At 68.1% G+C, this 23558-nt stretch carries 24 protein-coding genes; 9 read left to right on the forward strand and 15 right to left on the reverse strand.

Features of this window, described 5'->3' with window-relative positions:
* Window positions 1-44: 44 nt before the first annotated feature.
* The 4 genes from ACFC06_RS14945 to ACFC06_RS14960 all read right to left on the reverse strand — a co-directional run bounded on the left by ACFC06_RS14945 (window position 45) and on the right by ACFC06_RS14960 (window position 2973).
* Window positions 45-335, reverse strand: a complete 291-nt coding sequence (locus ACFC06_RS14945) for a DUF2516 family protein (protein ID WP_375935508.1) — start codon at window positions 333-335, stop codon at window positions 45-47.
* 96 nt (window positions 336-431) lie between these two features.
* Window positions 432-1103 (reverse strand): heparin-binding hemagglutinin, encoded by a 672-nt coding sequence (locus ACFC06_RS14950; protein WP_375930517.1) that lies wholly within the window; start codon window positions 1101-1103, stop codon window positions 432-434.
* The gene (locus ACFC06_RS14955) at window positions 1103-1549 is read right to left on the reverse strand and encodes a helix-turn-helix transcriptional regulator (RefSeq protein ID WP_336088229.1); all 447 of its coding nucleotides are present in this window, start codon (window positions 1547-1549) and stop codon (window positions 1103-1105) included. Before ACFC06_RS14955 ends, ACFC06_RS14950 begins: the two co-directional genes overlap by 1 nt.
* 92 nt (window positions 1550-1641) lie before the next feature.
* Window positions 1642-2973, reverse strand: coding sequence for a DUF445 domain-containing protein (locus ACFC06_RS14960; protein WP_375930521.1), 1332 nt, complete (start codon window positions 2971-2973; stop codon window positions 1642-1644).
* 262 nt (window positions 2974-3235) lie between these two features.
* Between ACFC06_RS14960 and ACFC06_RS14965 the strand changes: the two genes are divergently transcribed.
* On the forward strand, window positions 3236-3919 hold the full coding sequence (locus ACFC06_RS14965; RefSeq protein WP_278261597.1) for a TetR/AcrR family transcriptional regulator: 684 nt from the start codon (window positions 3236-3238) through the stop codon (window positions 3917-3919).
* A gap of 87 nt (window positions 3920-4006) precedes the next feature.
* On the opposite strand, the gene ACFC06_RS14970 is transcribed toward ACFC06_RS14965, so the two are convergent.
* A complete protein-coding gene (locus ACFC06_RS14970) occupies window positions 4007-4237 on the reverse strand; it encodes a hypothetical protein (protein WP_375930524.1) in 231 nt (76 codons plus the stop codon).
* On the opposite strand from ACFC06_RS14970, the gene ACFC06_RS14975 reads away from it, so the two are divergent.
* Genes ACFC06_RS14975 through ACFC06_RS14985 form a run of 3 tightly spaced genes read left to right on the forward strand, consistent with a single transcriptional unit; the run spans window position 4209 to window position 7362 of the window.
* The gene (locus ACFC06_RS14975; protein WP_375930527.1) at window positions 4209-5474 is read left to right on the forward strand and encodes an ABC1 kinase family protein; all 1266 of its coding nucleotides are present in this window, start codon (window positions 4209-4211) and stop codon (window positions 5472-5474) included. The genes ACFC06_RS14970 and ACFC06_RS14975 overlap by 29 nt on opposite strands.
* An 11-nt stretch (window positions 5475-5485) precedes the next feature.
* Window positions 5486-6730: a saccharopine dehydrogenase family protein gene (locus tag ACFC06_RS14980; protein WP_375930530.1), complete on the forward strand. Its 1245-nt coding sequence runs from the start codon at window positions 5486-5488 to the stop codon at window positions 6728-6730.
* Window positions 6727-7362 (forward strand): class I SAM-dependent methyltransferase, encoded by a 636-nt coding sequence (locus ACFC06_RS14985; RefSeq protein ID WP_375930533.1) that lies wholly within the window; start codon window positions 6727-6729, stop codon window positions 7360-7362. The genes ACFC06_RS14980 and ACFC06_RS14985 overlap by 4 nt, the downstream gene beginning before the upstream one ends.
* On the opposite strand, the gene ACFC06_RS14990 is transcribed toward ACFC06_RS14985, so the two are convergent.
* The 3 genes from ACFC06_RS14990 to ACFC06_RS15000 form a co-directional block, all read right to left on the reverse strand.
* Window positions 7359-7925, reverse strand: coding sequence for a vitamin K epoxide reductase family protein (locus ACFC06_RS14990; RefSeq protein WP_375930536.1), 567 nt, complete (start codon window positions 7923-7925; stop codon window positions 7359-7361). The genes ACFC06_RS14985 and ACFC06_RS14990 overlap by 4 nt on opposite strands.
* Window positions 7922-8668: a DsbA family protein gene (locus ACFC06_RS14995; protein WP_375930539.1), complete on the reverse strand. Its 747-nt coding sequence runs from the start codon at window positions 8666-8668 to the stop codon at window positions 7922-7924. The genes ACFC06_RS14990 and ACFC06_RS14995 overlap by 4 nt, the downstream gene beginning before the upstream one ends.
* Window positions 8669-8750: 82 nt before the next feature.
* The gene (locus tag ACFC06_RS15000) at window positions 8751-9596 is read right to left on the reverse strand and encodes a polyphosphate kinase 2 family protein (protein ID WP_375930542.1); all 846 of its coding nucleotides are present in this window, start codon (window positions 9594-9596) and stop codon (window positions 8751-8753) included.
* A gap of 92 nt (window positions 9597-9688) precedes the next feature.
* On the opposite strand from ACFC06_RS15000, the gene ACFC06_RS15005 reads away from it, so the two are divergent.
* A complete protein-coding gene (locus tag ACFC06_RS15005) occupies window positions 9689-10177 on the forward strand; it encodes a hypothetical protein (RefSeq protein WP_375930545.1) in 489 nt (162 codons plus the stop codon).
* Between the two features lie 8 nt (window positions 10178-10185).
* Here the strand turns inward: ACFC06_RS15005 and ACFC06_RS15010 are convergent, their stop codons facing one another.
* Window positions 10186-11274, reverse strand: coding sequence for a S1C family serine protease (locus tag ACFC06_RS15010; RefSeq protein WP_375930548.1), 1089 nt, complete (start codon window positions 11272-11274; stop codon window positions 10186-10188).
* A gap of 118 nt (window positions 11275-11392) precedes the next feature.
* Here ACFC06_RS15010 and ACFC06_RS15015 point away from each other — a divergent pair, with 118 nt between their 5' ends.
* The 3 genes from ACFC06_RS15015 to ACFC06_RS15025 are packed head-to-tail and all read left to right on the forward strand — an operon-like array spanning window position 11393 to window position 14421.
* Window positions 11393-12445, forward strand: a complete 1053-nt coding sequence (locus ACFC06_RS15015; protein ID WP_375930551.1) for an NAD(P)-dependent alcohol dehydrogenase — start codon at window positions 11393-11395, stop codon at window positions 12443-12445.
* 59 nt (window positions 12446-12504) lie between these two features.
* The gene (locus tag ACFC06_RS15020) at window positions 12505-13680 is read left to right on the forward strand and encodes an AI-2E family transporter (protein WP_375930554.1); all 1176 of its coding nucleotides are present in this window, start codon (window positions 12505-12507) and stop codon (window positions 13678-13680) included.
* Window positions 13681-13683: 3 nt separating this feature from the next.
* Window positions 13684-14421 (forward strand): ZIP family metal transporter, encoded by a 738-nt coding sequence (locus tag ACFC06_RS15025; RefSeq protein ID WP_375930557.1) that lies wholly within the window; start codon window positions 13684-13686, stop codon window positions 14419-14421.
* Window positions 14422-14438: 17 nt separating this feature from the next.
* On the opposite strand, the gene ACFC06_RS15030 is transcribed toward ACFC06_RS15025, so the two are convergent.
* The gene (locus ACFC06_RS15030) at window positions 14439-17171 is read right to left on the reverse strand and encodes an ATP-binding protein (protein WP_375930560.1); all 2733 of its coding nucleotides are present in this window, start codon (window positions 17169-17171) and stop codon (window positions 14439-14441) included.
* Here ACFC06_RS15030 and ACFC06_RS15035 point away from each other — a divergent pair.
* Window positions 17148-17561, forward strand: coding sequence for a hypothetical protein (locus tag ACFC06_RS15035; protein WP_375930563.1), 414 nt, complete (start codon window positions 17148-17150; stop codon window positions 17559-17561). The two genes, ACFC06_RS15030 and ACFC06_RS15035, sit on opposite strands and share 24 nt — an antisense overlap.
* Here the strand turns inward: ACFC06_RS15035 and ACFC06_RS15040 are convergent.
* The 5 genes from ACFC06_RS15040 to ACFC06_RS15060 form a co-directional block, all read right to left on the reverse strand.
* Window positions 17531-18124 carry a hypothetical protein gene (locus ACFC06_RS15040; protein ID WP_375930566.1) on the reverse strand — a complete coding sequence of 198 codons (594 nt, stop codon included), beginning with the start codon at window positions 18122-18124 and terminating at the stop codon, window positions 17531-17533. The two genes, ACFC06_RS15035 and ACFC06_RS15040, sit on opposite strands and share 31 nt — an antisense overlap.
* Window positions 18125-18153: 29 nt before the next feature.
* Entirely contained in the window at window positions 18154-19200 is a 1047-nt protein-coding gene (locus ACFC06_RS15045) for a hypothetical protein (RefSeq protein ID WP_375930569.1), read from the reverse strand.
* Window positions 19201-19205: 5 nt separating this feature from the next.
* Window positions 19206-19706: a DUF4365 domain-containing protein gene (locus tag ACFC06_RS15050; RefSeq protein ID WP_375930572.1), complete on the reverse strand. Its 501-nt coding sequence runs from the start codon at window positions 19704-19706 to the stop codon at window positions 19206-19208.
* A gap of 168 nt (window positions 19707-19874) precedes the next feature.
* Window positions 19875-22193: a 5-methyltetrahydropteroyltriglutamate--homocysteine S-methyltransferase gene (gene metE, locus ACFC06_RS15055; RefSeq protein ID WP_375930575.1), complete on the reverse strand. Its 2319-nt coding sequence runs from the start codon at window positions 22191-22193 to the stop codon at window positions 19875-19877.
* 413 nt (window positions 22194-22606) lie between these two features.
* A complete protein-coding gene (locus ACFC06_RS15060) occupies window positions 22607-23515 on the reverse strand; it encodes a 3-hydroxybutyryl-CoA dehydrogenase (protein WP_375930578.1) in 909 nt (302 codons plus the stop codon).
* Between the last annotated feature and the right edge of the window lie 43 nt (window positions 23516-23558).

Genomic DNA, 23558 nt, shown 5'->3' on the forward strand with positions numbered 1-23558 from the left:
AACACCGCGTACCACTGAAACGCGAGAGTCGCGCGCGCGAGTTCCTACCAGCGCGGGCCGCGCTGGACCTCGTCCACCTTCGGCCGCACATCGGCCAGATAGATGCCGGTGGCGATGATCGCGATGAACGAGGTGAGCATGAAGCCGCCCACCCCGAGCAGCAGGAAGATCAGCGCGCCCGCCAGGATCGCCAGCCAGATCGGCTTGGTCAGCTTGTCCACCGCCGTGAACGCCTCCGCGCGCTGCCGCACGGCATGGATCAGGGCGAAAATCGTCGCGCCGAATGCGGCCAGCCAGAGGACCAGCAGGATCACCGACGTCAATCCATGCACCATGTTCACACCCCCATCATACGAACAGCGGCCCCGCACACCAGGGGTGTGCGGGGCCGCTGAAACAGCGCGTCCGAGGCCACGAAGGGCCGTGGACGACTAGATCTTCTTGGGCGCGGCCTTCTTGGCGGGGGCCTTCTTGGCCGGCGCCTTCTTGGCGGCGGGCGCCTTGGTGACCGGGGCGGCGACGGCCTCGGTGGTCACGTCGACGACCTCGGCGTCGACGACGGCCGCGGCCTTCGCGACAGCGGTCTCGGCCTTGGCCACGGCGTTCTCGGCCTCGGCCTTGCCACGGCCCAGCAGGTCGTTGACCTTGGCCAGCGCGTCCTCGGCACGCGCGGAGGCGTCCTTGTAGAGGGTCTCGACGCGGCCGATCTGCTCGTCGACGGCCTGGTTGGCGCGCAGCCGGTCGACGGTCTCCTCACCGCGCACGGCGAGGTCGGCGTAGATGTCGAGCGCCTGGCGGTAGTACTGCTCGGCGAGCTTGCGCAGCTCCTCCGGGGTGAACTTCTCGCGCAGCTCGGCGAGGTCCTCCGGCAGCTCCGAGGGCAGGCCCGACAGGCGCTCACGGATGGTCTCGAACTGGGCCTGCACGTCGGCGGGCACGTTGGCGAAGCGCTCACGGGCCTCGTCGACGCGAGCCTGCACATCGGTGGTGGCGACCCGCTCGCGGACGTCGGCGACGACGTCGTTCACGGCGGTGTAGATCGCGTCACCGGCACCGACGGTGGCGAACAGGGGCTTGGTCACGGTAGCGGTCTTCTCGGTCATCAGTCTTCGTTCTCCTGGCGTGGCGGAGTGTCAGTTGTCGTGAACGAAACGTCGCTGTCCCGTTCGTTCCCCCCTGAGCCGGTTTCATCCCCGTTTTCCCGGCGAAACGACTCATAGATTTCCAGCAACACCTGTTTCTGCCGTTCGGTCACCGAAGTGTCCGCCAGCAGGGCGTCCCTGACCGGGCTGTGCGGGCGCTGCTCGAGATATCCGGCCCGCACGTACAACACCTCCGAAGAGACCCGCAGTGCCTTGGCGATCTGCGCGAGTACTTCGGCGGAGGGATTGCGCAATCCGCGTTCGATCTGGCTCAGGTACGGATTGCTCACCCCTGCCAGGGCGGCGAGCTGACGCAGGGACACCTGCGCGGCTTCGCGCTGGGACCTGATGAAACCTCCGATATCTTGCGCCGCGTGCGCTACGCGGCCCTCGGGCTGGTCTGCCATCACTCACCTTCTGGCGTTGTGTCTTCAATACTAGGACAGGGTGCTAGCTATTGCAAGCACTTGTGTTAGCACAGGTTCCGTTAACCGTTCTCTCAGCCGAACATCAGCTGCGAGATCGTGTAGATGGCCAGGCCCGCGAGCGAGCCGACGACCGTGCCGTTGATCCTGATGAACTGCAGATCCCGGCCGACCTGCAGTTCGATCTTCCGGCTCGCCTCGTCGGCGTCCCAGCGCGCGACCGTGTCGGTCACCAGCGTGGTGATCTCGGCGGAGTAGTTACCGACCAGATAGCGCGCGCCGCGGTCGATCCAGCCGTCCACCTTGCCGCGCATCGCCGGGTCGTCGCGCAAGCGCTCACCGAGCTGCTGCACATTTTCGGCCACCTTGCGGCGCAGCGTGGAATCGGGGTCCTCGGCCGATTCCAGGATCAGCCGCTTGGCCGCGCGCCAGGTGGCCTCGGCCATGCCGGTGATCTGCTCGCGGCCCATGATCTCGGCCTTGACCTTCTCCGCCTTGGCGATCATGGCCTCGTCGTGCTGCAGATCGTCGGCGAATTCCTGCAGGAAGCGGGTGGCCGCGCGGCGCAGTTCGTGCTCCGGGTCCGAGCGCACCTTCCAGGTGAACTCGACCAGTTCCCGGTAGATCCGCTCGGCCAGCAGCGTGTTGACGAACTTCGGCGCCCACTGCGGCGCGTCGCGCAGCACGATCCGGTCGATCGTCTCCTGCGAACCCAGTGCCCACTGGTGCGCGCGCTCGGCCAGCAGGTCGATCAGCGGCAGCTGCCGGTTGTCGGCGATGAGTTCGGACAGCACCCGCCCGATCGGCGGGCCCCACAGCGGCTCGGCGATCCGCTTGACGATGGTGTTGTCGATGATCTGCTCGACGTCCTCGTCGCGCAGCACGCCAACCACCGCGGTCAGGATGGTCGCGCTCTCCTGCGCCACCCGCGCGGCGTGCCCCGGATCGGCCATCCACCGGCCCACCCGCAGCGAGATCTGGGCCGAGTCCAGCCGCGCCGACACCACGTCGGGTGCCAGGAAGTTCGTGCCGACGAACGAACCCAGACTCTCGCCGAGCTGGTCCTTCTTCTTGCGGATGATCGCGGTGTGCGGGATCGGCAGGCCCAGCGGGTGCTTGAACAGCGCGGTCACCGCGAACCAGTCGGCCAGCGCGCCGACCATGCCCGCCTCCGAGGCGGCGCGCACGTAGCCCACCCACTCGCCACCGCCGCCGCGCGATTCGATCCAGCGACACAGCAGGTACACCACGCTGGCCACCACCAGGAAGCCGGTGGCCAGCGCTTTCATCTTGAAGAGGTCACGTCGTTTGCCCGCTTCGTCGGTCATGAGCGCGAAACCCGCGGGTGGCGGCGCGGGCTCGGTGCGCGGCGCGAGCACCGCCGTGGTGCCGGGAGCTTTCTCCATAGCCACCATTCTGCTGTGCGCGCGCCCGCCGCGCCGCCGCCCACCCGCGTGGCGCGGCCCACGAACCGAGCGAACCGCGCGGTTCGAATAACGCGCGGGTACCGACCGGAGTGTGGTAAATGCCCCAACGTGGCCCAAACGAGCGACGCCCCACACGAGCGGGCATAAGCTGTATCCCGAGAGAGGCCACATCGATCACAAGGGGGCTGTTCTGTCCACCGAAGACCTTGTCGAGATCGGCGAGCCCACCGGCCGGGCCGCCGTGCGCGGCGGCGGCGTCGACGGCCGCAAACGGCGGTGGCGTCAGCACAAGATCGACCGCCGCGAAGAGCTCGTCGACGGCACGCTCAACGCCATCCGCACCCGCGGCAGCCAGGCGGGCATGGACGAGATCGCCACCGAGATCGGCGTGTCCAAGACCGTCCTGTACCGCTACTTCGCGGACAAGAACGACCTGGTGCACGCCACCATGCAGCGCTTCATCGAGACCACGCTGCTGCCGCGCGTCTACGGCGCGATCAACCTCGACGCCGACGAGTACCAGCTGGTGCGCGCCGCGATGACCGAGTACGTCGGCACCGTCGACGACGACCCCGAGGTCTACCGGTTCATCATGAGCAACACCGCGGGCGACAAATCCTCGCTCGCCGAATTCGAGCGCCTCTTCGCCGAGGTCGTCACCGCCGTGCTCATCGACCGGGCCGGTGCCAAGGGTGTGCGCACCGACGGCGCGATGCTGTGGTCCTACGTGCTCGTCGGCGGCATCCAGCTGGCCACACACTGGTGGACCACCACCGAGAAGGCCATGCCGCGCCAGGACGTCATCGACTACCTGACGATGATGGCGTGGAGCGCCATCGAGGGCGTGGCCAAGGCGGGCGGCTCGCCCGAGGTCTTCACCGCACAGACGCACGAACTCCCCGAGATCCCGCCCGCGACGTCCTGACCGGCGGTTTCCGGCCTTCCCGGGAGGGGGGCTCGACATCGCCGCGCGGTTGGTTACGCTGAACCGAGCGGGGCGCTGTGGCTTGCGTCACCGCAGGCGGCCGTGTGCCGTCATGCGCGTCGGCACCAACGGAGGTACCTCGATGGCGAAGAACGTGCCGACATCCCGGCTGGCCCGCGGGACGAAGCTGGGGGCGGTGGCGGCGAGTTCGGTCATCCGTTCCAAGAAGACCCGGCTCTCGATGCGGGGCAGGTCGGAGGCGGTTCGCGCCCGGATGGCCGAGGAGTCGATGATCCGCACCACCGAACAGGTGGTCATGGTGCTGGGCACCATGAAGGGCGTGGCGATGAAGCTGGGCCAGATGATGTCGGTCCTTGACCTGGATCTGGTGCCCGAGGACCATCGCGAGCGCTTTCAGCAGCGGCTGGCGGTGCTGCGCAATGCCGCGCCGACGGTGTCGTTCGAGTCCATGCGCGAGGTGATCGAGCAGGACTTCGGCCGCCCGCTGGCCGAGTTGTTCGCCGAGTTCGATCCGGAGCCGATCGCGGCCGCCTCGATCGGGCAGGTCTACAAGGCGCGCCTGCACGACGGGCGCAGTGTCGCGGTGAAGGTGCAGTACCCCGGCGTCGACATCGCGGTGCGCGCCGACCTGAAGAACCTGACCATGTTCCGCCGGGTGCTGGCCTCGGCGATGCCGTGGATCACCCCGGCCGTGCTCGACGAGCTGAAACTCAACATGGAGGCCGAGCTCGACTACCGGGCCGAGGCCGCGACCCAGTCCGAGATCGCCACGCTCTACCGCGGTCACCCGTTCGTCGTGGTGCCCGACGCGGTGCCGGAGCTGTCCACCACGCGCGTGCTGGTCAGCGAGTTCATCGAGGGCACCGGCTTCGAGGACATCGCGAAGATGCCCGCCGCCGAGCGCGACCGCGTCGGCGAGATCGTCTACCGGTTCTACGTGGGCTCGCTGTTCACCTTCAACGAGTTCTGCGGTGACCCACATCCGGGCAATGTGCTGCTGGCCGCCGACGGCCGGGTCGCCTTCCTGGACTTCGGCCTGTTCAACCGGATGGACCCCAAGCTGGTCCACTTCGAGAAGCTGTGTCTGCGCGCGGCCGCCGAGGAACGCGCCGAGGACCTGCGCCAGCTCATGATCGACCGCGGTGTGATCGACTCGCCCGAGGAGATCGGCGCCGAGGAGTGTCTCGAGTACGTGCTCGCCGCCTCCGAATGGTGTCTGGTCGACGAGACCCTCACCATCACCCCCGAGCTGGCCAGCGGCGCGTTCCTGCTCGCCGTCGACCCGCGCGCCAGCGAGTTCACCGGCATGAAGCAGCAGAACCTGCCGCCCGAGCACCTGTTCTCCCGCCGCGCCGACTTCCTCACCTTCGGCATGCTCGGCCAGCTCGACTGCACCGCCAACTGGCATTCGATCGCCAGGGAATGGCTCTACGACGAACCGCCGGTCACCGAGCTGGGCCGGGCCCATCACGAGTGGCTCGCCACCCGCCCGCAGAAACCGGCCAAGAAGCCCCGCAAGGCCACCACCCGATGAAAGGCAGCTCCATGCCGCAGTCCCGTGAGTTCGACCTGATCCTGTTCGGCGCGACCGGATTCGTCGGCAAACTCACCGCCGAATACCTGCTCACCGCCGCACCGGCCGGGGCGAAGATCGCGCTGGCCGGGCGCTCGGCGGGCAAGCTGGCCGCCACCCGCGCCGATCTGGGACCGGCCGCCGCGCACTGGGACCTGGTGGTCGCCGATTCCAGCGACCCGGCCTCGCTGGCCGCGATGGCCGAACGCACCACCGTGGTGGTCACCACGGTCGGCCCGTACCTGCGCTACGGCCTGCCGCTGCTGGGCGCGTGCGCCGCCGCGGGCACCCACTACGCCGACCTCACCGGCGAGCCGCTGTTCATCCACGACGCCATCGAGCAGTTCGAGCAGACGGCCGTCGAATCCGGCGCCAAGATCGTGAATTCCTGTGGTTACGACTCGATTCCGTCGGATCTGAGCGTCTACGAGATCTACCGCGCCACCGTCGCGGACGACACCGGCGAACTCGAGGACACCACCCTGGTCGCCTACCTCAAGGGCGGCATGAGCGGCGGCACCATCGATTCCGGCCGCGCCATGATGGAAGACGTCGCCGCCGACTCGAGCCGCGGCAAGATCCTGGCCCACCCGTACTCGCTGAGCCCGGACCGCAGCATGGAACCCGACGTGGGCCGCCAGTCCGACCAGGCCCTGGCGCGCGCCGAGAACATCGACCCGAGCCTGGACGGCTGGGTCACCACCTTCATCATGGCCTCGCACAACACCAAGGTCGTGCGCCGCACCAACGGCCTGCTGGGCTGGGCCTACGGCAAGCAGTTCCGCTACCGCGAGGTGATGAACGCGGGCAACTCCCCCGCCGCGCCGCTGGTCGCGGCCGGGATCGCGGGTGGCATCGTGGCCGGGATGGCCTCGGGCGCGGTGCTGTCGCGGGTGTCGCTGGGCCGCAAGCTGCTCGACCGGATCCTGCCCAAGCCCGGCACCGGTCCCAGCGAGCAGGCCCGCCGCAGCGGCTGGTTCACCATGAAGACCTTCGCCCGCACCAGCTCCGGCGCCAAGTACCAGGCCACTTTCTCCGGCACCGGCGACCCCGGCTACCAGGCCACCGCCGTGCTGCTCGGCCAGAGCGGCCTGTGCCTGGCCTTCGACCAGCTGCCCGAACGCGCCGGCGTGCTCACCCCGGCCTCGGCCATGGGCGAGGCGCTCACCGCGCGGCTGCGCGAGGCGGGCATGACGATCGAGGTCACCCGGCAGTGAATCTCGCCCGCAGGACCATGAACGCCCCGGCGCTGGCGGCGGTCTACGAACACGCGTGGCGACCCGCGCTGTTCTACCTCGCCAGCGGCCGCACCACCGGCAGCGACCGGCGCGACGCCGTGAGCGCGCTGCGCATCGACGGCACCGCGCACAAGGTGCTCGACCTCGCCTGCGGCCCGGGCAATTTCACCCGCCACCTCAGCGAGCACCTCACCGGCGACGGCTATGTCACCGGCCTGGACTACTCCGAGCCGATGCTGGCCAAGGCCGCCGCCGACAACGCGGGCCCGCGCGTCGGCTATGTCCGCGGTGACGCGCGCACCCTGCCCTTCGCCGACGGCACCTTCGACGCCGTCTGCTGCTTCGGCGCCCTCTATCTCATCCCCGACCCGATCGCCGCCACCCGCGAGATGATCCGCGTGCTGGCCCCCGGCGGCCGCATCGCCATCACCACCAGCTTCCGCGAGGACAACCTCTTCGGCACCGCCACCACTCTGGCCGCGAGCGTCGGCGGCCTGCGCCTGTTCGACCGGCAGACCTTCCCCCGCCTGTTCGCCGAATCCGGCCTCACCGAGATCGACCAGCACGTCCACCGCTTCATGCAGTACGTCGAGGCCACGAAGCCGGGCTAGACCAGGCTCAGCCAGTAGTCCTGGAACTTCAGGAACACCAGCAGCAGGACCACGGCGTAGAACACCACGACCAGGGTCCAGCGCCATTCGGCGAGGATGCGCATCGGTCCGCGCGAGCGCGACCAGGCTTCCTGGGTGGTGACCGCGAACAGGATCGGGGTCGCCGCCCAGACCACCATGCAGTACGGGCACAGCGCGTTGATCCGGTACAGGCTCTGGAAGATCAGCCAGCAGATCCCGGCCACGCCGAGCACGGTGCCCAGCCACAGCCCGCCCCAGATCCAGCGCGGGAAACCGACCCCGACCACGGACAGCACGCCGAGAGTGACCACCACCGAGAAACCGACCACGCCGATCAGCGGGTTCGGGAAACCGAACACCGCGGCCTGGTCGGTCTTCATCACCGAGCCGCACGAGAGCACCGAGTTGATGCTGCACGAGGTGACGTAGTCGGGGTCGACGAACAGCTTGAACCGCTCGACGGTGAGCGCGAACGACGCCAGCCAGCCCGCCAGCCCGGCGATCAGCAGCAGCCAGGCGGCACGGGCGGGGGCGGTGATCATTTCGCGGCGTCAGCGATCACGGCGGCCAGGCCGTTCTCGGTGAAGATCGCGTCGGTCTGGTTGATCTGGCCGTTGATGAAGACCGAGGGCGTGGATTCCACACCGCTGGACAGCGTGGCCTGGGTGACCTGCTTGATGTAGTCGGTGTACGGCTTGCCCTTGATGCAGTCGGCCACGGCCGGATCGGTGTAGCCCACCTCGGTGGCGATCTGGATCAGCTGGTCGTCGGTCAGACCGGCGCCGCCCTCGGCGGGCTGCTTCGCGAACATGGTCTGCAACCAGGTCTGGTACTTGCTCGGGTCCGACTTCGCCACGCAGAACGAGGCATTGGCCGCGCGCGAGGAGTACTGGTTGGTGGAGGCTTTGTCGAGGAAGGAGATGATCTGGTACTCGACGACCGCGGTGCCGTCGGCGGCGGCCTGGGCCAGCGCCTCGCCGTTGGCGGCCTCGAACTTCTTGCATGCCGGGCACTGCAGGTCGGCCACGACGCGCACCTTCACCGGGGCGTCCGGATTGCCGATGCGCACCGTGCCGGTATCGGTGACCGAACCACCGGTGGCCGGGAGCTGGGCCATCGAACTGGACGCAGTGTCGGAGCCGGAGTCGGAGCGGTTGACCGCGATCCCGATGCCGATGGCCGCGATCAACGCGACCAGGACCGCGGCGACACCGATCTGGATCGCCACCTTGCGCCGCTTGTCGGCTGCCTCGGCCGCTGCCAGCGGGTTCTTGCCGGTGCTCACGTCGTCACACGCCTTTCGTTCGGTGTCACCCCCGTCGGGGACATCATGCGGGCCGAACCTGAGATTTTCCGAAAAGTCCGGATCAGGATTCGTCGAGCCTGCGCAGCTGCTCGGCGACGTCGAAATCGGCGGGCGGCCAGTCCAGATCGAGGCCGGTCAGCGCGTCGATCAGCAGCTCGGTGACGGCCAGTCGCGCATACCACTTGTGGTCGGCCGGCAGCACGTACCAGGGCGCGTAATCGGTGTTCGTGCGTGCCAGCAGGTCCTGATACGCCTTCTGGTATTCCGGCCAGTAGGCGCGTTCGGAGATATCGGAGGGATTGAACTTCCAGTACTTGTCGGGACGTTCCAGCCGCTGCCGCAGCCTGCGCTTCTGTTCGTCGAGCGAGACGAACATGGCCACCTTCACGATGACGGTCCCCATCGCGGCGACCTCCTTCTCGAAGGCGTTGATCAGCTCGTAGCGCGGTTCCCATTCCGACTGCGGCACCAGCTCGTGCACCCGCACCACCAGCACGTCCTCGTAGTGCGAACGGTCGAACACCCCGAGCTGCCCGTGCGCGGGCAGCCGCTTGCGGATACGCCACAGGAAATCGTGCTGCAACTCCTCCGAGGTCGGCACACCGAAGGAGGCATGATCCACCCCCTGCGGATCCACCGACCCGATCACATGCCGAACGATCCCGCCCTTGCCCGCGGTATCCATCCCCTGCAACACCAGCAATACACTGCGATGCCCCCCGGTCCGCCCATGCGCGAACAACTTCTCCTGCAACTCCGAAAGCACCTGCCCCCGCTCACCGAGCAGTTCCTTCCCCAGCCGCTTGTCACCGGTGAACCCAGGCGTCGCCGAAGTATCGAGATCGGCCACATTCTGCCCATCGGCCCGCAACGCGGCCACAACAGGCTCATCCCAATGTTTCACCATTTCCCATGCCTACCACTACTGGGTGCGATAGGCGGGCAAGCTCGACGCAATCGTTGCCTGCCATCAGGCCCCGCCCGACCCAAAGAGGAATGATGCGCCTGTTGTTCGCTGCCGCACTCGTGGCGGTCTTCGGTTCGGTATCAGGCTGCGGTTCTCCCGTTGCCGGTGCACAGATCGCGGTTCAGGAGGAGAACCCCGACCTGGCGGCGGCTTTCGCGCGTCTCCTCGACGAACAAGGAACCGCTGAGCTGGGAGACATCATCGCGTCCGCCGGTGTCCCCATCGGTGAATGGGATCAGATGTTCAGCGTCCGGTCGCCCATCTCCGACGAGAGCGTCAACAAGAAGCTGGGAACGCAGGGTGTGCGTTTGACCGGGCTGAACACAAGCTCCGATTCCCTGGTCCAGGTATTCCTCAACGAAGGAAAGGTTGTGTACGCCTACAAGGACGAATTCCCGCGCTACAGCGTGGCCCAGGGTCACGCCGAGCCGGATTCACTCGTCAGCCCCAAATCGCACGTGGTCAAGGATCTCGGCGGTGAACGGACGGCTTGGTATCTGGAGATCGAAGGAATCCGGTAGCCGGTCGATCAGTTGGGGGTGCCGGTGGCGAGGACGACTTCTACCGTGCGGGTGGTGCCGTCGGGGGTGGTGATCTCGAGGCGGACCAGGTCGGCGGGTTTGCGGATGTTGATGGCGGCGCTGAGGGCCTTGGCGGTGGTGACGGTGGTGCCGTCGACGGCGGTGATCACGTCACCGTCGGTGATGCCTGCCTGGCGGGCGGGTTGACCGTAGAACGCCCAGGTCACGCGGGCTCCGGCGGTGGGGTGGGCGTCGACGATCTGGACGCCGAGGGTGGCGGTGGGGCCGATGTGGACGGTGTCGGTGGGGATGCCCGAGCGGATCTGGTCGACGATCCGCAGGGCGGTGTCGATCGGCACCGCGTAACCGTTGGCGGGTCTGCTCTCCAGCTCGGCGGGCGAGCGCTCACCGGAGGCCGCGGTGATCACCCCGACGACCGCGCCGGTCCCGTCGGCCAGCGCGCCACCGGACTGCCCGCCGACCACCGGCGCGGCGATCTCCACCATCCCGCGCAGCGATTTGCGGGACATGTCCGCGGAGTTCATCGCCACGATCGCCGCGTCCAGGTCGGTGATCGGGCCCGCGACCGCGGTGGGTTCGCCGCCGTCGCCGCCCGCGTCGCCGATCGCCAGCACGTCCTGGCGGATGCGCAGGTCGGCGGAGGTGCCCAGCCGCGCGGCGGTGAGCCCGGAGGCACCGGCCAGCGAGAGCAGCGCGATATCGGCCGTGGAGTCGTAGCCGAGCACGGTGGCCTCGTAGACCAGCCCGTTGCCGATATCGGTCACCTTCAACTGCTCGGCGCCCTTGATCACATGGTGGCTGGTGAGGATCTGCCCGTCCTCGGTGAGCACGATGCCCGAGCCCGCCGCGGCGATCCCCAGCGGTGACGCGTCGACCTCGATATTGACCAGCGCGGGCTGCACCTGCCCGGCCACCAGCACCGGGTCCAGCGGAACCGGCGGCGGGGCCTGGGCGATGGCGGCCACCTCGCCGACCGGGCCCGAACCGGGAAGCGTCAGCTCACCGCGGAATCCGAGAAACGCGGCGACCCCGAACACGGCGACGACCAGCATCGCCAGCACCCGTCCACTTCGCACGTGCGTGTCCTCTCTCGCGAGCCGACTCCTCCATTGTTACCCGCGATTCCCCGCGCGCCGGTCTCGATCCGGACGCGGTGGCTTGGCAAACGACACATGCGCCGGTAGGCATAGGGACATGAGCAAAGCCGCTGCCTACGCCCTGCCGTCCGCCGACGGGTCCTTCGAGAAGGTCACCATCGAACGCCGTGACCTCGGCCCCGACGACGTGCTGATCGACATCGAATTCGTGGGCATCTGCCACTCCGACATCCACACCGCCCGCGACGAGTGGGGCGGCACCAAGTACCCGTGCGTCCCCGGCCACGAGATCGCGGGCATCGTCGCCGCGGTCGGCTCGTCGGTGCGCAAGTACCAGGTCGGTGACCGGGTCGGTGTCGGCTGCCTGGTGAACTCGTGCGGCAAGTGCGAGCCCTGCCTGGCCGGTGAGGAGCAGTACTGCGCCCGCGGCGCGAGCTGGACCTACAACTCGCCCGTCCCCGAGGAGACCCAGCCCGGCGGCTACACCCTCGGCGGCTACGCCACCCAGATCGTGGTCACCGAGAACTTCGTCGTCGCGATCCCCGAGGGCATCGACCTCGATGTCGCCGCGCCGCTGCTGTGCGCGGGCATCACCCTGTACTCCCCGCTCAAGCACTGGAACGCGGGACCGGGCAAGAAGGTCGCGATCATCGGCATGGGCGGGCTCGGGCACGTGGGTGTGAAGATCGCGGCCGCGCTGGGCGCCGAGGTCACCGTGCTCAGCCAGTCGCTGCGCAAGCGCGACGACGGCCTGCGCATGGGTGCCACCCACTACTACGCGACCAGCGACAAGGAGACCTTCCGTCAGCTGCGCAACAGCTTCGACCTGATCATCAACACCGTCTCCGCCGACCTGCCCATCGACAACTACCTGCGCCTGCTCGCCCTCGACGGCAGCCTGGTCATCCTCGGCCTGCCCGAGAACCCGATGACGGTGCACGGCCGCAACCTCGCCGCCTACCGCCGCTCCCTGGCCGGTTCGATGATCGGCGGCATCGCCCAGACCCAGGAGATGCTGAACTTCTGCGCCTCCCACGGCATCGGCGCCGACATCGAACTGATCTCCGCCGACGAGATCGACTCCGCCTACGACCGAGTCATCGCCAGCGACGTCCAATACCGCTTCGTGATCGACGCGGGAACGATCTGAGCGCGGCGGTCTAGCGCGCCACAGAGCGCTCTCTCGGCCGGTCTCGGTACCGTGACGTCGTGGCTGCCGACGACGAACCGAAACCCGGCCCCGCCGAAGTGAGCGCGCTTCCGCCGAGCTGGGAGCTGCGCCGTCCGCCGCGCTGGTTGCCGCGGGCCCTGCTGTACACCGTGCTGGCCATCGCCGGGCTGATCGCGGCGTTCTGGGTGCTCGGCAAGGTGCAGGGTCTGCTGACCGTGCTGATGGTCTCGCTGTTCCTGGCCTTCGCGATCGAGCCCGCGGTGAATTGGCTTGCCGCGCGCGGGGTCCGGCGCGGGGCGGGCACCGGCGCGGTCTTCGTGCTGCTGCTGGTGCTGATCGTGGCGTTCGTGTGGACGCTGGGCGCGCTGCTGGTCAATCAGGTGACCATGCTGGTGCAGAACGCGCCCGACTACGTGCAGGACATCGTCGACTGGGTCAATTCCACCTTCCACCAGGACATCTCCGGCGACGACCTGACCGACTACGCCTCGGAGTGGAGTTCCACGATCGAGAAGTACCTGGTCGGTATCGCCGGAAACGTCTGGGGCATCGGCACGGTCGCGATCGGTGCGCTGTTCCAGCTGCTGGGCGTGCTGCTGTTCACCTTCTATTTCGCCGCCGACGGCCCCCGCTTCCGCACCTGGGTGTGCTCGCTGCTGCCGCCCAGACAGCAGAAACACGTGCTGCGCGCCTGGGACATCGCGGTGGAGAAGACCGGCGGCTACATCTACTCGCGCGCCCTGCTGGCCCTGTGCTCGGCCGTCGCCCACTACATCGCGCTGCGGATCTTCGACGTGCCCTCGGCGTTCGCGCTGGCGCTGTGGGTGGGTGTGGTCTCGCAGTTCATCCCGACCGTCGGCACCTATCTGGCCGGTGCGCTGCCGGTGCTGGTCGCCCTGGTGCACGATCCGATCACCGCGCTGTGGATTCTGCTGTTCATCATCGCCTACCAGCAGTTCGAGAACTATGTGCTGCAACCGCGGATCACCGCGACCACCATGGACATGCATCCGGCGGTGGCCTTCGGCGCGGTGATCGCCGGTGCCGCCTTACTCGGCCCGACCGGTGCGCTGCTGGCCATCCCGGTCACCGCCACCCTGCAGGGTTTCGCGGGGGCCTATGTGCGGCGCTACGAGGTGGCCGACGCGCCGCCGGTCGGGAAGAAGAAACGCAAGGCCGCCACCCCGCCGCCCGCCGACACCCCGGACGAGTAGCGCATGGCCATCCTGCTGGGTCTGGTCTCGATGCTGTCGACCCTGTTCGGCGGGTTCGTCGCCATGCGCATCGGCGACCGCAAACACCTGGTCCTCGGCCTGGCCGCCGGGGTGATGCTCGGCCTGGTCGCCTTCGACCTGATCCCCGAGGCGCTCGAACAGTCCACCGGTGAGCTGGGCGGTGTGCCGGTGGTACTCATCGCGGCGGTGGTCGGCTTCCTCAGCCTGCACATCATCGAACGCGCGGTCGCCATCCACCGCGGCCACGAGGACGAATTCGGTTCCCACCACCACGGATTCGAGTCGGTCGGCCTGCTGGCCGCCGCGGGCCTGATCTTCCACAGCACCCTCGACGGTTTCGGCATCGGCATCGGCTACCAGGCCGGCGCCACCGTCGGCCTGTCGGTGGCCATCGCCGTCATCTGCCACGACTTCGCCGACGGCTTCAACACCTTCACCATCCCCACCCTCTACGGCAGCGCCCGCCGCCGCGCCCTCACCCTCCTGGCCCTCGACGCCATCGCCCCCGTCGTGGGCGCCGTCCTCGGCACACTCATCCCCGTCCCCGACCAGTTCATCGGCCTCTACCTCGGCTACTTCGCCGGCTTCCTCCTCTACCTGGCCACCGCCGACATCCTCCCCGAAGCCCACGCCGACCACCCCTCCCGCCTCACCCTCCTCCTCACCGTCCTCGGCGTCACCGCCATGTTCGCCGTCGCCACCCTCAGCCACACCCACTGACCGAGTCGGCACAGCCGCTACTCCCTGTTGCGCCGCGCACGCTCGATAACCTCGGCCTCGGTCGGCGGGCTGGCAGGGTGATGGCTCAGGCACAGCGGGGTGGACAGTTTGCGGAATGCCCGGCCCTCGGTGGCAGCGTAGAACTGGCCGGTCTTCAAGCGGCCGATGTCATCGAGGTTCCCGCCCCAGCTGGCGGCGATGCTCTTGGCCGTTTGGATCTGCACAGCGGTCCCGAGCTTCCCGAAGAACTGGATCGCGGTATTGCCGACGACTTTGCTGTCCAGCCCTTTCGGCGCCTGAGTGGCGTAGGCGATACCGAGTCCGTACTTCCTGGCCTGCGCCGCGAGCATCAGCGTGCTGGCCGAAGCCGGGGTCTGCTTGCCCGACGGCGCCAGCATCTGTGCCTCGTCCAGCACGAGCAGAGCACCGAGTGGACGGTCGCCCGCGGGGTTGGTCTTGAAGTGGGTGAACAGCGCGACCTGCAGCTGGCTCACGAAGGTGGCCCGCTGGTCGGGGTCGGGCAGGCCGACACAACTGACCACGGACACCCTCGCCCGCTTACCCGGAGCGGGGGCAAGCAGCACTCCCGGATCGAGCGGTTCGCCCTCGCCGCCGAACAGCGGGTCGTTGATCATCGACACCGTGAGTCCATCGGCCATTTCGGCGGCGAGCGTCGCGGCGTCGCGTACGCGGCTCACCCCGTCCGGCAGGTCGGCGAGCAGTTCGATGAGCCCGGTCAGTTTCGACTCCCCTGACCGCGCGAAATGCGTGAGTGTCTGCAACAGCACCGCCCGCGCTTTGGCCGACTTCGTCCTTGCGATACCGGAACGCACGAGCAGGTCACCGGCGGCAACCTCCACCGCGGTCCGCAGTTCGTCGGGGTCGTCGAGCACCGCCGCGAAGTCCGGAAGCGGGTTCAGGATGAGCGGGCGTCCGGCTTGCCGCCCCGGTGTCCACACGACCACGTCGGTCTCGGCCAGGTACTGCTCGGCCTTCGACGCGTCGCCCGGCACCCAGCCCGACGACGGGGTAGTCGGCCAGACGTCGCCGAGCTGGGACAGGTCGTTGTTGACGTCCAGAACGATCGCCGAAACTCCGTGCAGAGCGACCTCTTCCACGAGTCTGCGCAGCAGCACCGTCTTGCCCGAGCCGCTACTGGCGAACAGCACGAGGTGTTTGCGCAACAACTCCAGCGCGATGGTGAATTCGCTGTTGTCCACGAGTCCACGACCGAGGGTGACCGTCGGCCCACCGGGATCGTGGGCAGCCGGGTCCACCGGCTTCGTTTCGGGCCTGCCGAGGTCCTCGATGCGGGCCGGAGGCGTCGACGCGAGCGCGGACTCGGGAAGATCGCCGAACACGCGACGGAACAGCTGTGTGTTCCCGGCGGGCGCGCGCTGCACCAGCCAGCCGTCGAACCCGGGTGTCGCCTCGGCGAGCATCTGCTGTAGCGCGGTGAAGGTCCGGAGATCCTCGTGCGAGATCGGCAGCGTGCTTCCGTCCGCGGCGTGCAGATCTTCCAGCATCGCCGTGGTTTTGGGCCCCTTGGAGAAGGCGATGTTGCGCAGGATTGTCAGGTGCCGCTTGCCATTGGATTCTTCGAGGCCGGATTCGATCACCGCCGAGCGCATCCGGGCCTGTACCGCCAGATGGTGGGTGTGCCCGATCGCCCGGAAACTCCAGTGCTCCTGTTCCTCCAGCACCGGGTCGATGGTGCGGAGCAGGCGGGCATGCAGCGCGCGCCCGGTGGCCGTCGCCGAGTCGATGCTCAGGTCGTCGCGGTCGCGCTGCTCGAGGACGAAGCATTGCAGCGCGGCTTTGAGCAGGCCCACCATCACCTCGTCCTCTTTGGCCGGGTCCAGCGGTGTGGCGATGTCGGCCGCTGCGCGCAACGCCGCGAAACGACTGTCGAACGCGCCCGAATCCACCTGTCGCACGGCGATATCCGCTTCGGGCTCGGCACCAACGGATGCGAAGTCACCGAGCTCGCGGATATCGCCCCGGTTCAGGCAATCCCGCACATGCTCGGCCACCAATTGCAGAAGCCGCCGCGGCGTGTAGCGGGTCACGTCACCGGCGTCGAAAGCGCTCGACGCGATCGGCCAGGTCGGATAGGGCGGCGTGAAATCGACCTCGTCGTACTGAACCGAGAGATGCCCCGCGACGACCGCGGCCGCCACCGGCGCACCGGGAAGCGCGGTGTCCAAATACAACTCGGTGAATCGATCGGCGGCCGAGGCCAGACCCTGATCCTTCAGGTACTGCCAGGTGGTGGGGATACACGCGGCGACGATCACCGTACGAACGGTCTCTTCCCGCAGCTTCATCAAACTGTTGGCATGGTGCGCCGTTCGTGATCCACCCGCGGTCGCGGAGTCCGCCATCACCGCGTCGATCTGGTCGAGAGCGATCACGACTGGTCCCGCCATCCCGAACAGCGAGATCAGATCATGGAAGATCAACTGCGCGTTGCGGCTCCCGCGCCGGAACCCCCACTCCGCGGCGATGTCCGGATCGAGTGGGTCGCGCAGGATGAGGAAGCTGTCACCCACGTCGAGCAGCCGCCCTCCCGCCCGGAAAAGCACCAGTGCCCGCAGCGTGTCCTGGCATTGGTAGACCAGCTGTGGTTGCGCGACAGCCAGGTCCGCCAGGAACTGCTCGATGTCTTCAGGTTTGGGTGCAATCGGCCCGGCGATCCGCGCGGTGCGTTCGCGGTCGTAGCCGGCGTGCTCGCAGAGCGCGACCAGCATCCGGCGCAACTGCCCGCCGTCGGCGTCGATCAGCCGGTTCGTCACCCCGTGCACCGCGCCGTCCCAGAACGATTCACCATCGATGAGCTTCGGCATGAAGAAGAAGCCACCGTGGTCCTGGGCGTACTGCCGGACCCAGCCGAGCAGGTGGGTCTTTCCCACCCCCGGATCGCCGTTGAGGATGAACCCGGTCGGCGAAATGTCCGGCCGGTCCTTCGCCAGGCCGATCGCCCTGGCGATCTGGGCCGATGCCGCCCGATGCAGTTCCTCGACGTGATAGCGCTGCGGGCGCCAGATCGAATCCGGGCCGAGTGCGGTGCTGAACTGCACCCGCGCGAGCGCGCGATATTCCAGCTCGTTCACCGCACCGCCTCGACGGTCAGCAGATGACGTGCGGTTCCGCCCAGCACGACCGCGGCGGCGTGATCGTCGTCGGTCAACGTCTTGCGATCAGCTTCGGCGCGCACATGAACACCGTCGCGATCAGCGAGCCGCATCACCGCCTCCGAGAGGTCCGCGGGTGGGATGTGCGGCAACCTGATCCGCAGTTCGGACAACCGGACCTGGTCCGGCTCACCCTTGGTGATCTCGGCGTACTTCCGGAGGACCTGCCCCGCCACATCGGGTACGAAGACATCGGTGAGGACCTGTTCCGAGGCCTCGAGATGCCGGTGCAACCCGGCCAGCACGGCGTACAACGCGCCACCGTAGGACCCGGACTTCTTCGGCCGGGGGCGTGCGAATTCCGCGGCGCACCACTCGACACCCCGCTCGGTGAGCTCGTGCACGAGTGCGCGGCCGACCTTCACGCTCTCGACCAGCCCCAGCGCGTTGAGCCGCAACCGCGGTTTGCCGTCGAGGGTCACCCCGGCCACCGCGAGCAGCTCGGCGTTCGTGAGTTCGCGCGCCTCCGCCAGCAGCGTCAGCAGCACAGCCAGTTCTCGTGGACTCATCCGATCCGACATGTGTTCGTTCCGTTCTCTCACGATCCGCCACCCTCGATGACAGTGAATCCGTTATCGGACACGTGCATTTCACGGCGACCGCCGAAGGTTCCGGTCGCGCGAACTCTGACTCCCGAACTATGTGCCGCGAGCGCTTTCGCGTATTGCTCCGCAGAACGTAGTCGCACCGTGACGCGTCGTTGTCGCCCGGTGCTCGTCTCGTCGACGGTCAGCACACCCCGCACGACGGCCTTCGGCCCACCGTCGTTGTCGAGCCCGACCACCACCCCTTCGACCATCGCGGGCGACTCGGTCGGGGCGCCGACATCTCCGGTCGGGGGCGGCGAGGAGGCGACGGCGTCGTCGAAGAGCCCGGGCAGACGGGTGACCGCGGTGCTGGAGAACGCGACCGTGACATCGGGTCGCGGAACTTGACGCGACCAGTGGAAACTCAATTCGAACCGCATCGGTCGGTGGTCTGCCGAACCGAGCGCGCTGAACAACTCGACGGTGTCGTAGTGGATCTCGTGCGCGATGGCGAACCGCTCGCCGTGGGCGGCTCCACGCACGGTGGCCGCGAGATCGAGCAGCCGGACGGCCGAGCCACGTCCGAGCCTGGAACCCGGGCCCGCGAGGAACACGTCGAATCCGAACGCGTCACGTCGGGGCAGCAGCGCGGTGTCGTCGAGCAGTTCGGCGACGGCGCGCTCGCGCAGCGACGACATCCTGATCTCGCTACCGGCGACCTGGTAGGCGCAGGTGACCAGCAGCGAACGCAGCGCCGCGAGCGCGGTGGCGCCCGATTCGAGCGTGACCTCGCCGTCGCCGGCGCGATACCCGACGATGTCCACACCGCCGGAGACGATGTCGCGCGCGACCACTTCCGGTGCTCGCTGCTCGGAGTCGGCCACGCAGCGAACGAGCGCCCGCATCCGTGCGGCGAAATCGGCCACCGCGTCGTCGGGCACCAGCACATCGAAGTCACCGTGCGACCACACCTGCCCGTTGCGCCACGACATCCGCGGCGTCCACCCCTGGGCACGGAGATACCCGATCACGTCGACGAGCTGGGGGATGGCAACCATCGGCGCTACCGCGACGATCCGGCGACGAGCGCGGAGAGCGCTTCGACATCGAGCACGTTGCTGACGGGAATCTGCACCGTCACCTTGCGGGTGGCGTTGTCGGCGGCGAATCGGGCACGGTCGCGCAGCGAGAGGAAGTAACCGGTGTGGCGAAGCATCAAGCCGCCGGTGACCGAGTCGGTGAACAGGCCGGTCACGGCGGGCACGTGGATGGCGAAAAGGTAACGAGGAACGGCGAAGTCGGTGCCCGCGAGCTGATTGAACTGCGTGTGGCTGAGTCCGCCGAACACCAGCATGCCCTGCCGGTACCGCGGCCGTGACACGGTCTTGATCTGCACTTCGATCTGCGGGGAGAAGCCGTACTTCGTCCGGCCCGGCTGTTTGATGGTCAGATCCACCCCGTCGACATCGAGGTCATCGGTCGACCACACCAGCCCCGCCGCCGACGCGAGCACCCGAATGTAATCGGCCCCGAATTTGCCTTGATGGTGTTGCGGATCGAGCACCGCGCCCCTCCTGACCCGACGCTACCGCCGCGAACTGTAGTCGCTGACGCCGAGATCCGCTGGAGTTCAGCGATTCTCGCGTTTGAGCGCGATCAGAATTGGGTAAGGGCCACGACCCACAGCAAAGGGGCGCAGCAAGTTTCGCTGCGCCCCTTTGCCGTACGGTCTCTACTGCGCCGATTCCGCCTCGGCCGCCAGCGCCCGTCGGCGCACGCGTCGCGCGGCGGCGACCATATTGCGCAGGGACGGCTCCAGCTGCCAATAGTGGCGGGTCTTCAACCCGCCGTCCGGGTTGGCCCAGAGGCGTTGCGGGGTCACCGCGTTCGCGGCCTGGGTGAGCAGTTCGTCGAGTTCGTCGATGTCGGGGATGCGGGCCGAGCGGCTCTCGTAGACACCGGGGCCGACGCCGTGGCTGAGGCCGTGGCCGGTGGCGAGGTCCTCGGTGAGGGCCTGCATGACCCATTCGATCGAGCGGGTGGCCACGATCGCGGTGACGTCGGCGTCGAGCTGCTCGATCGCGTCGACCACCTCGGTGCGGCCGGAATAGCCGATGTGAGTGTGGATCTGGGTGTCGGAGCGCACGCCGGAGGTGGCGAGCTTGAAGGCGCCGACCGCCCAGCGCAGGTATTCCTCGCGGCCGCGCGGGCGGGCGGGCAGCAGCTCGCGGATGGCGGGCTCGTCGACCTGGATGATGGCGATGCCCGCCTTCTCCAGATCCACCACCTCGTCGCGGATGGCCAGCGCCACCTGGTCGGCCGTCTCGTAGAGCGGCTGGTCCTGGCGCACGAACGAGCGCGCCAGCATGGTGACCGGCCCGGTGACCATGCCCTTGACCGGCTTGTCGGTGAGCGATTGCGCGTAGGTGGTCCACTCCACCGACATCGGCGCGGGCCGGGCGACATCGCCGTAGACGATCGGCGGCCGCACGCAGCGCGAGCCGTACACCTGCACCCAGCCGAAGCGGGTGGTCGCGAAGCCGTCGAGCTGCTCGGCGAAGTACTGGATCATGTCGTTGCGCTCGTGCTCACCGTGCACGAACACGTCGAGGCCGATGTCCTCCTGCAGCCGGATCGTCGCCTCGATCTCGGCTTCGACCTGCTTGCGGTAGTCCTGCTCGGACAGCCGGCCCGAGGCCACCTCGTAGCGCGCCTGGCGCAGTTTGCCGCTCTGCGGGAACGAGCCCAGCGTGGTGGCGGGCACCACCGGCAGGTTCAGCCGTTCCTGCTGGGCGGCCCGGCGCACCGCGTACGGTTCGCGCTCACGCATCTGCGGCGTGATCGCGTACACCCGCTGACGCACCGCGTGCTTCTGCTTGAAATGCACCTCGGTGGGCCGCTTGCGCCACTTCTCCGAGGGGCCCTCGGTGAGCGCCTTGGCCAGCGAGACCACCTCGCCCACCTTCTGCTTGGCGAAGGCGAGCCGGTCGGCGACATTGCCCTCGATGTCGTACTCGGCGAGCACGTCGTAGGGCACGTGCAGCAGCGTGGTTCCGGTGGACACCACCAGATCGGGGCACACCTCGGCGATCGCGTTGAGGTAGTTCAGCGTCACGTAACGATCCGCGCGCCAGACATTGGTCCCGCTGATGACACCGGCGTAGATCCGCTTGCGCTTGATGCCGGGGATGGCGGCCAGTTCCTCCGGCGTCATCCGGTAGGAGGCCAGGTCCAGCCCGATCGCCTCGACATTGCTGGCGGCCAGGATGCGCAGCGCCTCACCGAAATCGCCGTACTGCCCGGTGACCAGGATGCGCGGGCGCAGCGGCGCCTTGGCCAGCCGCTGGTAGGCGCGCTCGAAGGCGGCCAGCTCCGCGGGCGAGCGCTCGCCGGTGAAGCACGGTTCGTCGAGCTGCACACAGGTCGACCCGCGCTTGGCCAGCAGTTCGAACAGCTGCTCGTAGAACGGCAGCAGCTTGTCCAGCAGGCTCAGCGTGTCGAACTCGGCCTCGCCGGGCACGTGCCCCGCCTTGGACAGCAGCAGCAGCGACACCGGACCCAGCACCACCGGACGCAGTTCGATCCCGCGCGCGATCGCCCGGTCCCACTCGTCGAGCAGGGCCTCGGGGTGCAGCGAGAACGTGGTGTCGGCGTCGAGTTCGGGCTGGCGGTAGTGGTAGTTGGTGCCGAAGAAGCGCACCAGCTCGAGCGGCGGCAGGTCGGGGTTGCCGCGCGCCATCAGGAAGTAGAAGTCCAGGGGGTGCATGCCCTCCTGGTGTTCCTTGAACCGCGAGGGCACCGCGCCGAAGAGCAGCGCGTTGTCGAGGACGTGGTCGTAGAAGGAGAAGGTGTTGCCCGGAACCTGGGTCAGGCCGGTCGCGGCCAGCTCGTCGAACTGCCGCTGCTGGATGTCGCGGCCCACCGCGAGCAGTTCCTCGCGCTCGAGCGATCCGCGCCAGTACTCCTCGAGGGCACGCTTGAGCTCGCGGTGCGGACCGATCCTCGGGTAACCGAGAACGCTCGACCCGAATCCATCGGTGACGTTGACCATGAACGGGACATCCCTTCCATCACCTGCCCGGAACCCACTGATCGCAGGGGTCCACGAGCAACACTGCGCTCGCGATACTTCCAACCCGCCCACTCCACGGACCGGCACCATGCAGCTTATGCGCTGACGCCGAAAAACCGCCATGAGCGAACTACCAGCCACACCGTGCGCACCAGGTCCGCCATGACCGCACTCCCAGCCCCGCACATCCCGACCTCGAGGAGGGATCCGCCGCGCAGCGGCGGGTCGCGGCCGGGTCGCCGGTCAGGCGCCGTTGCGTAGGCGACGAAGGAGCAAGCAACGGTGCCTGACCGGCGGCCCTTTGGGGCCGCGACTCGAGCGCGCCAGCGCTCCAAAAACACAGCTCGAAACCGCCCCGGGCAGGGAAACCCAGACCGGAGCAGCGCAAACCGCTAATACTGGTAGAAGCCCGCACCGGTCTTCTTGCCGAGCAGGCCGGCCTCCACCATGCGCATGAGCAGCGGCGGGGCCGAGTACAGCGGCTCCTTGAACTCGGCGTACATCGAGTCCGCGATCGACTTCACCGTGTCCAGACCGACGAGGTCGGTCAGCGCCAGCGGGCCCATCGGGTGGGCACAGCCGAGCACCATGGCCTTGTCGACGTCTTCCTTGGTGGCGAAGCCCGACTCGACCATCCGGATGGCCGAGAGCAGGTACGGCACCAGCAGCGCGTTGACCACGAAGCCGGAGCGGTCGGCCGACCGCACGACCTGCTTGCCCAGGATGTCGGCGGCGAACGCCTCGGCGCGCTTGGCGACGGGCTCGCTGGTCTTGAGCGTGGTGACCAGCTCGACCAGCGGCAGCACCGGCACCGGGTTGAAGAAGTGCAGGCCGACCACGCGCTCGGGGTTGGCGGTCGCCACCGCGATCTTCATGATCGGGATGGAGGAGGTGTTGGAGGCGAGCACGGCGTCGGGGTCGGTGACCACCTTGTCCAGCTCGCTGAAGATGGCCGTCTTGACCTCTTCGTTCTCGACAACGGCCTCCACGACCAGCTGGCGGTCGGCGAAGTCGCCGAGATCGGAGGTGAAGCGCAGCCGCCAGGCCGCCTGCTCCCGCTCGCGCTCGGTGATCTTGCCGCTGCTCACGCCACGATCCAGCGAGCGCAGGATTCGCGCGCGGCCCGCTGCGGCGAGTTCACGGCTGGTCTCGTAGACGAGGACGTCGACGTGCGCCCGTGCGCACACTTCCGCGATGCCCGCGCCCATCTGTCCGGCGCCGATGATGCCGACGCGCTGAATCTTCTCGCTCACGTCCCGCTCCTGCTGTGTGTCTGGCTCTGGGGTGGCTGGGGAGGTCATATCGACCAAGTTATAGGGATGCCCTCCCACGCCGGGGCTGTTC

This window comes from Nocardia sp. NPDC056064 (assembly GCF_042266925.1).
GTDB lineage: Bacteria > Actinomycetota > Actinomycetes > Mycobacteriales > Mycobacteriaceae > Nocardia.

Coding starts and splice junctions, on each gene's coding strand:
- ACFC06_RS14945 (WP_375935508.1), bottom strand. CDS start 335: ATGGTGCATGGATTGACGTCGGTGATCCTGCTGGTCCTCTGGCTGGCC.
- ACFC06_RS14950 (WP_375930517.1), bottom strand. CDS start 1,103: ATGACCGAGAAGACCGCTACCGTGACCAAGCCCCTGTTCGCCACCGTC.
- ACFC06_RS14955 (WP_336088229.1), bottom strand. CDS start 1,549: ATGGCAGACCAGCCCGAGGGCCGCGTAGCGCACGCGGCGCAAGATATC.
- ACFC06_RS14960 (WP_375930521.1), bottom strand. CDS start 2,973: ATGGAGAAAGCTCCCGGCACCACGGCGGTGCTCGCGCCGCGCACCGAG.
- ACFC06_RS14975 (WP_375930527.1), top strand. CDS start 4,209: ATGATCCGCACCACCGAACAGGTGGTCATGGTGCTGGGCACCATGAAG.
- ACFC06_RS14970 (WP_375930524.1), bottom strand. CDS start 4,237: ATGACCACCTGTTCGGTGGTGCGGATCATCGACTCCTCGGCCATCCGG.
- ACFC06_RS14980 (WP_375930530.1), top strand. CDS start 5,486: ATGCCGCAGTCCCGTGAGTTCGACCTGATCCTGTTCGGCGCGACCGGA.
- ACFC06_RS14990 (WP_375930536.1), bottom strand. CDS start 7,925: ATGATCACCGCCCCCGCCCGTGCCGCCTGGCTGCTGCTGATCGCCGGG.
- ACFC06_RS15000 (WP_375930542.1), bottom strand. CDS start 9,596: ATGGTGAAACATTGGGATGAGCCTGTTGTGGCCGCGTTGCGGGCCGAT.
- ACFC06_RS15005 (WP_375930545.1), top strand. CDS start 9,689: ATGCGCCTGTTGTTCGCTGCCGCACTCGTGGCGGTCTTCGGTTCGGTA.
- ACFC06_RS15015 (WP_375930551.1), top strand. CDS start 11,393: ATGAGCAAAGCCGCTGCCTACGCCCTGCCGTCCGCCGACGGGTCCTTC.
- ACFC06_RS15025 (WP_375930557.1), top strand. CDS start 13,684: ATGGCCATCCTGCTGGGTCTGGTCTCGATGCTGTCGACCCTGTTCGGC.
- ACFC06_RS15030 (WP_375930560.1), bottom strand. CDS start 17,171: ATGCTGGTCGCGCTCTGCGAGCACGCCGGCTACGACCGCGAACGCACC.
- ACFC06_RS15040 (WP_375930566.1), bottom strand. CDS start 18,124: ATGAGTCCACGAGAACTGGCTGTGCTGCTGACGCTGCTGGCGGAGGCG.
- ACFC06_RS15045 (WP_375930569.1), bottom strand. CDS start 19,200: ATGGTTGCCATCCCCCAGCTCGTCGACGTGATCGGGTATCTCCGTGCC.
- metE (WP_375930575.1), bottom strand. CDS start 22,193: ATGGTCAACGTCACCGATGGATTCGGGTCGAGCGTTCTCGGTTACCCG.
- ACFC06_RS15060 (WP_375930578.1), bottom strand. CDS start 23,515: ATGACCTCCCCAGCCACCCCAGAGCCAGACACACAGCAGGAGCGGGAC.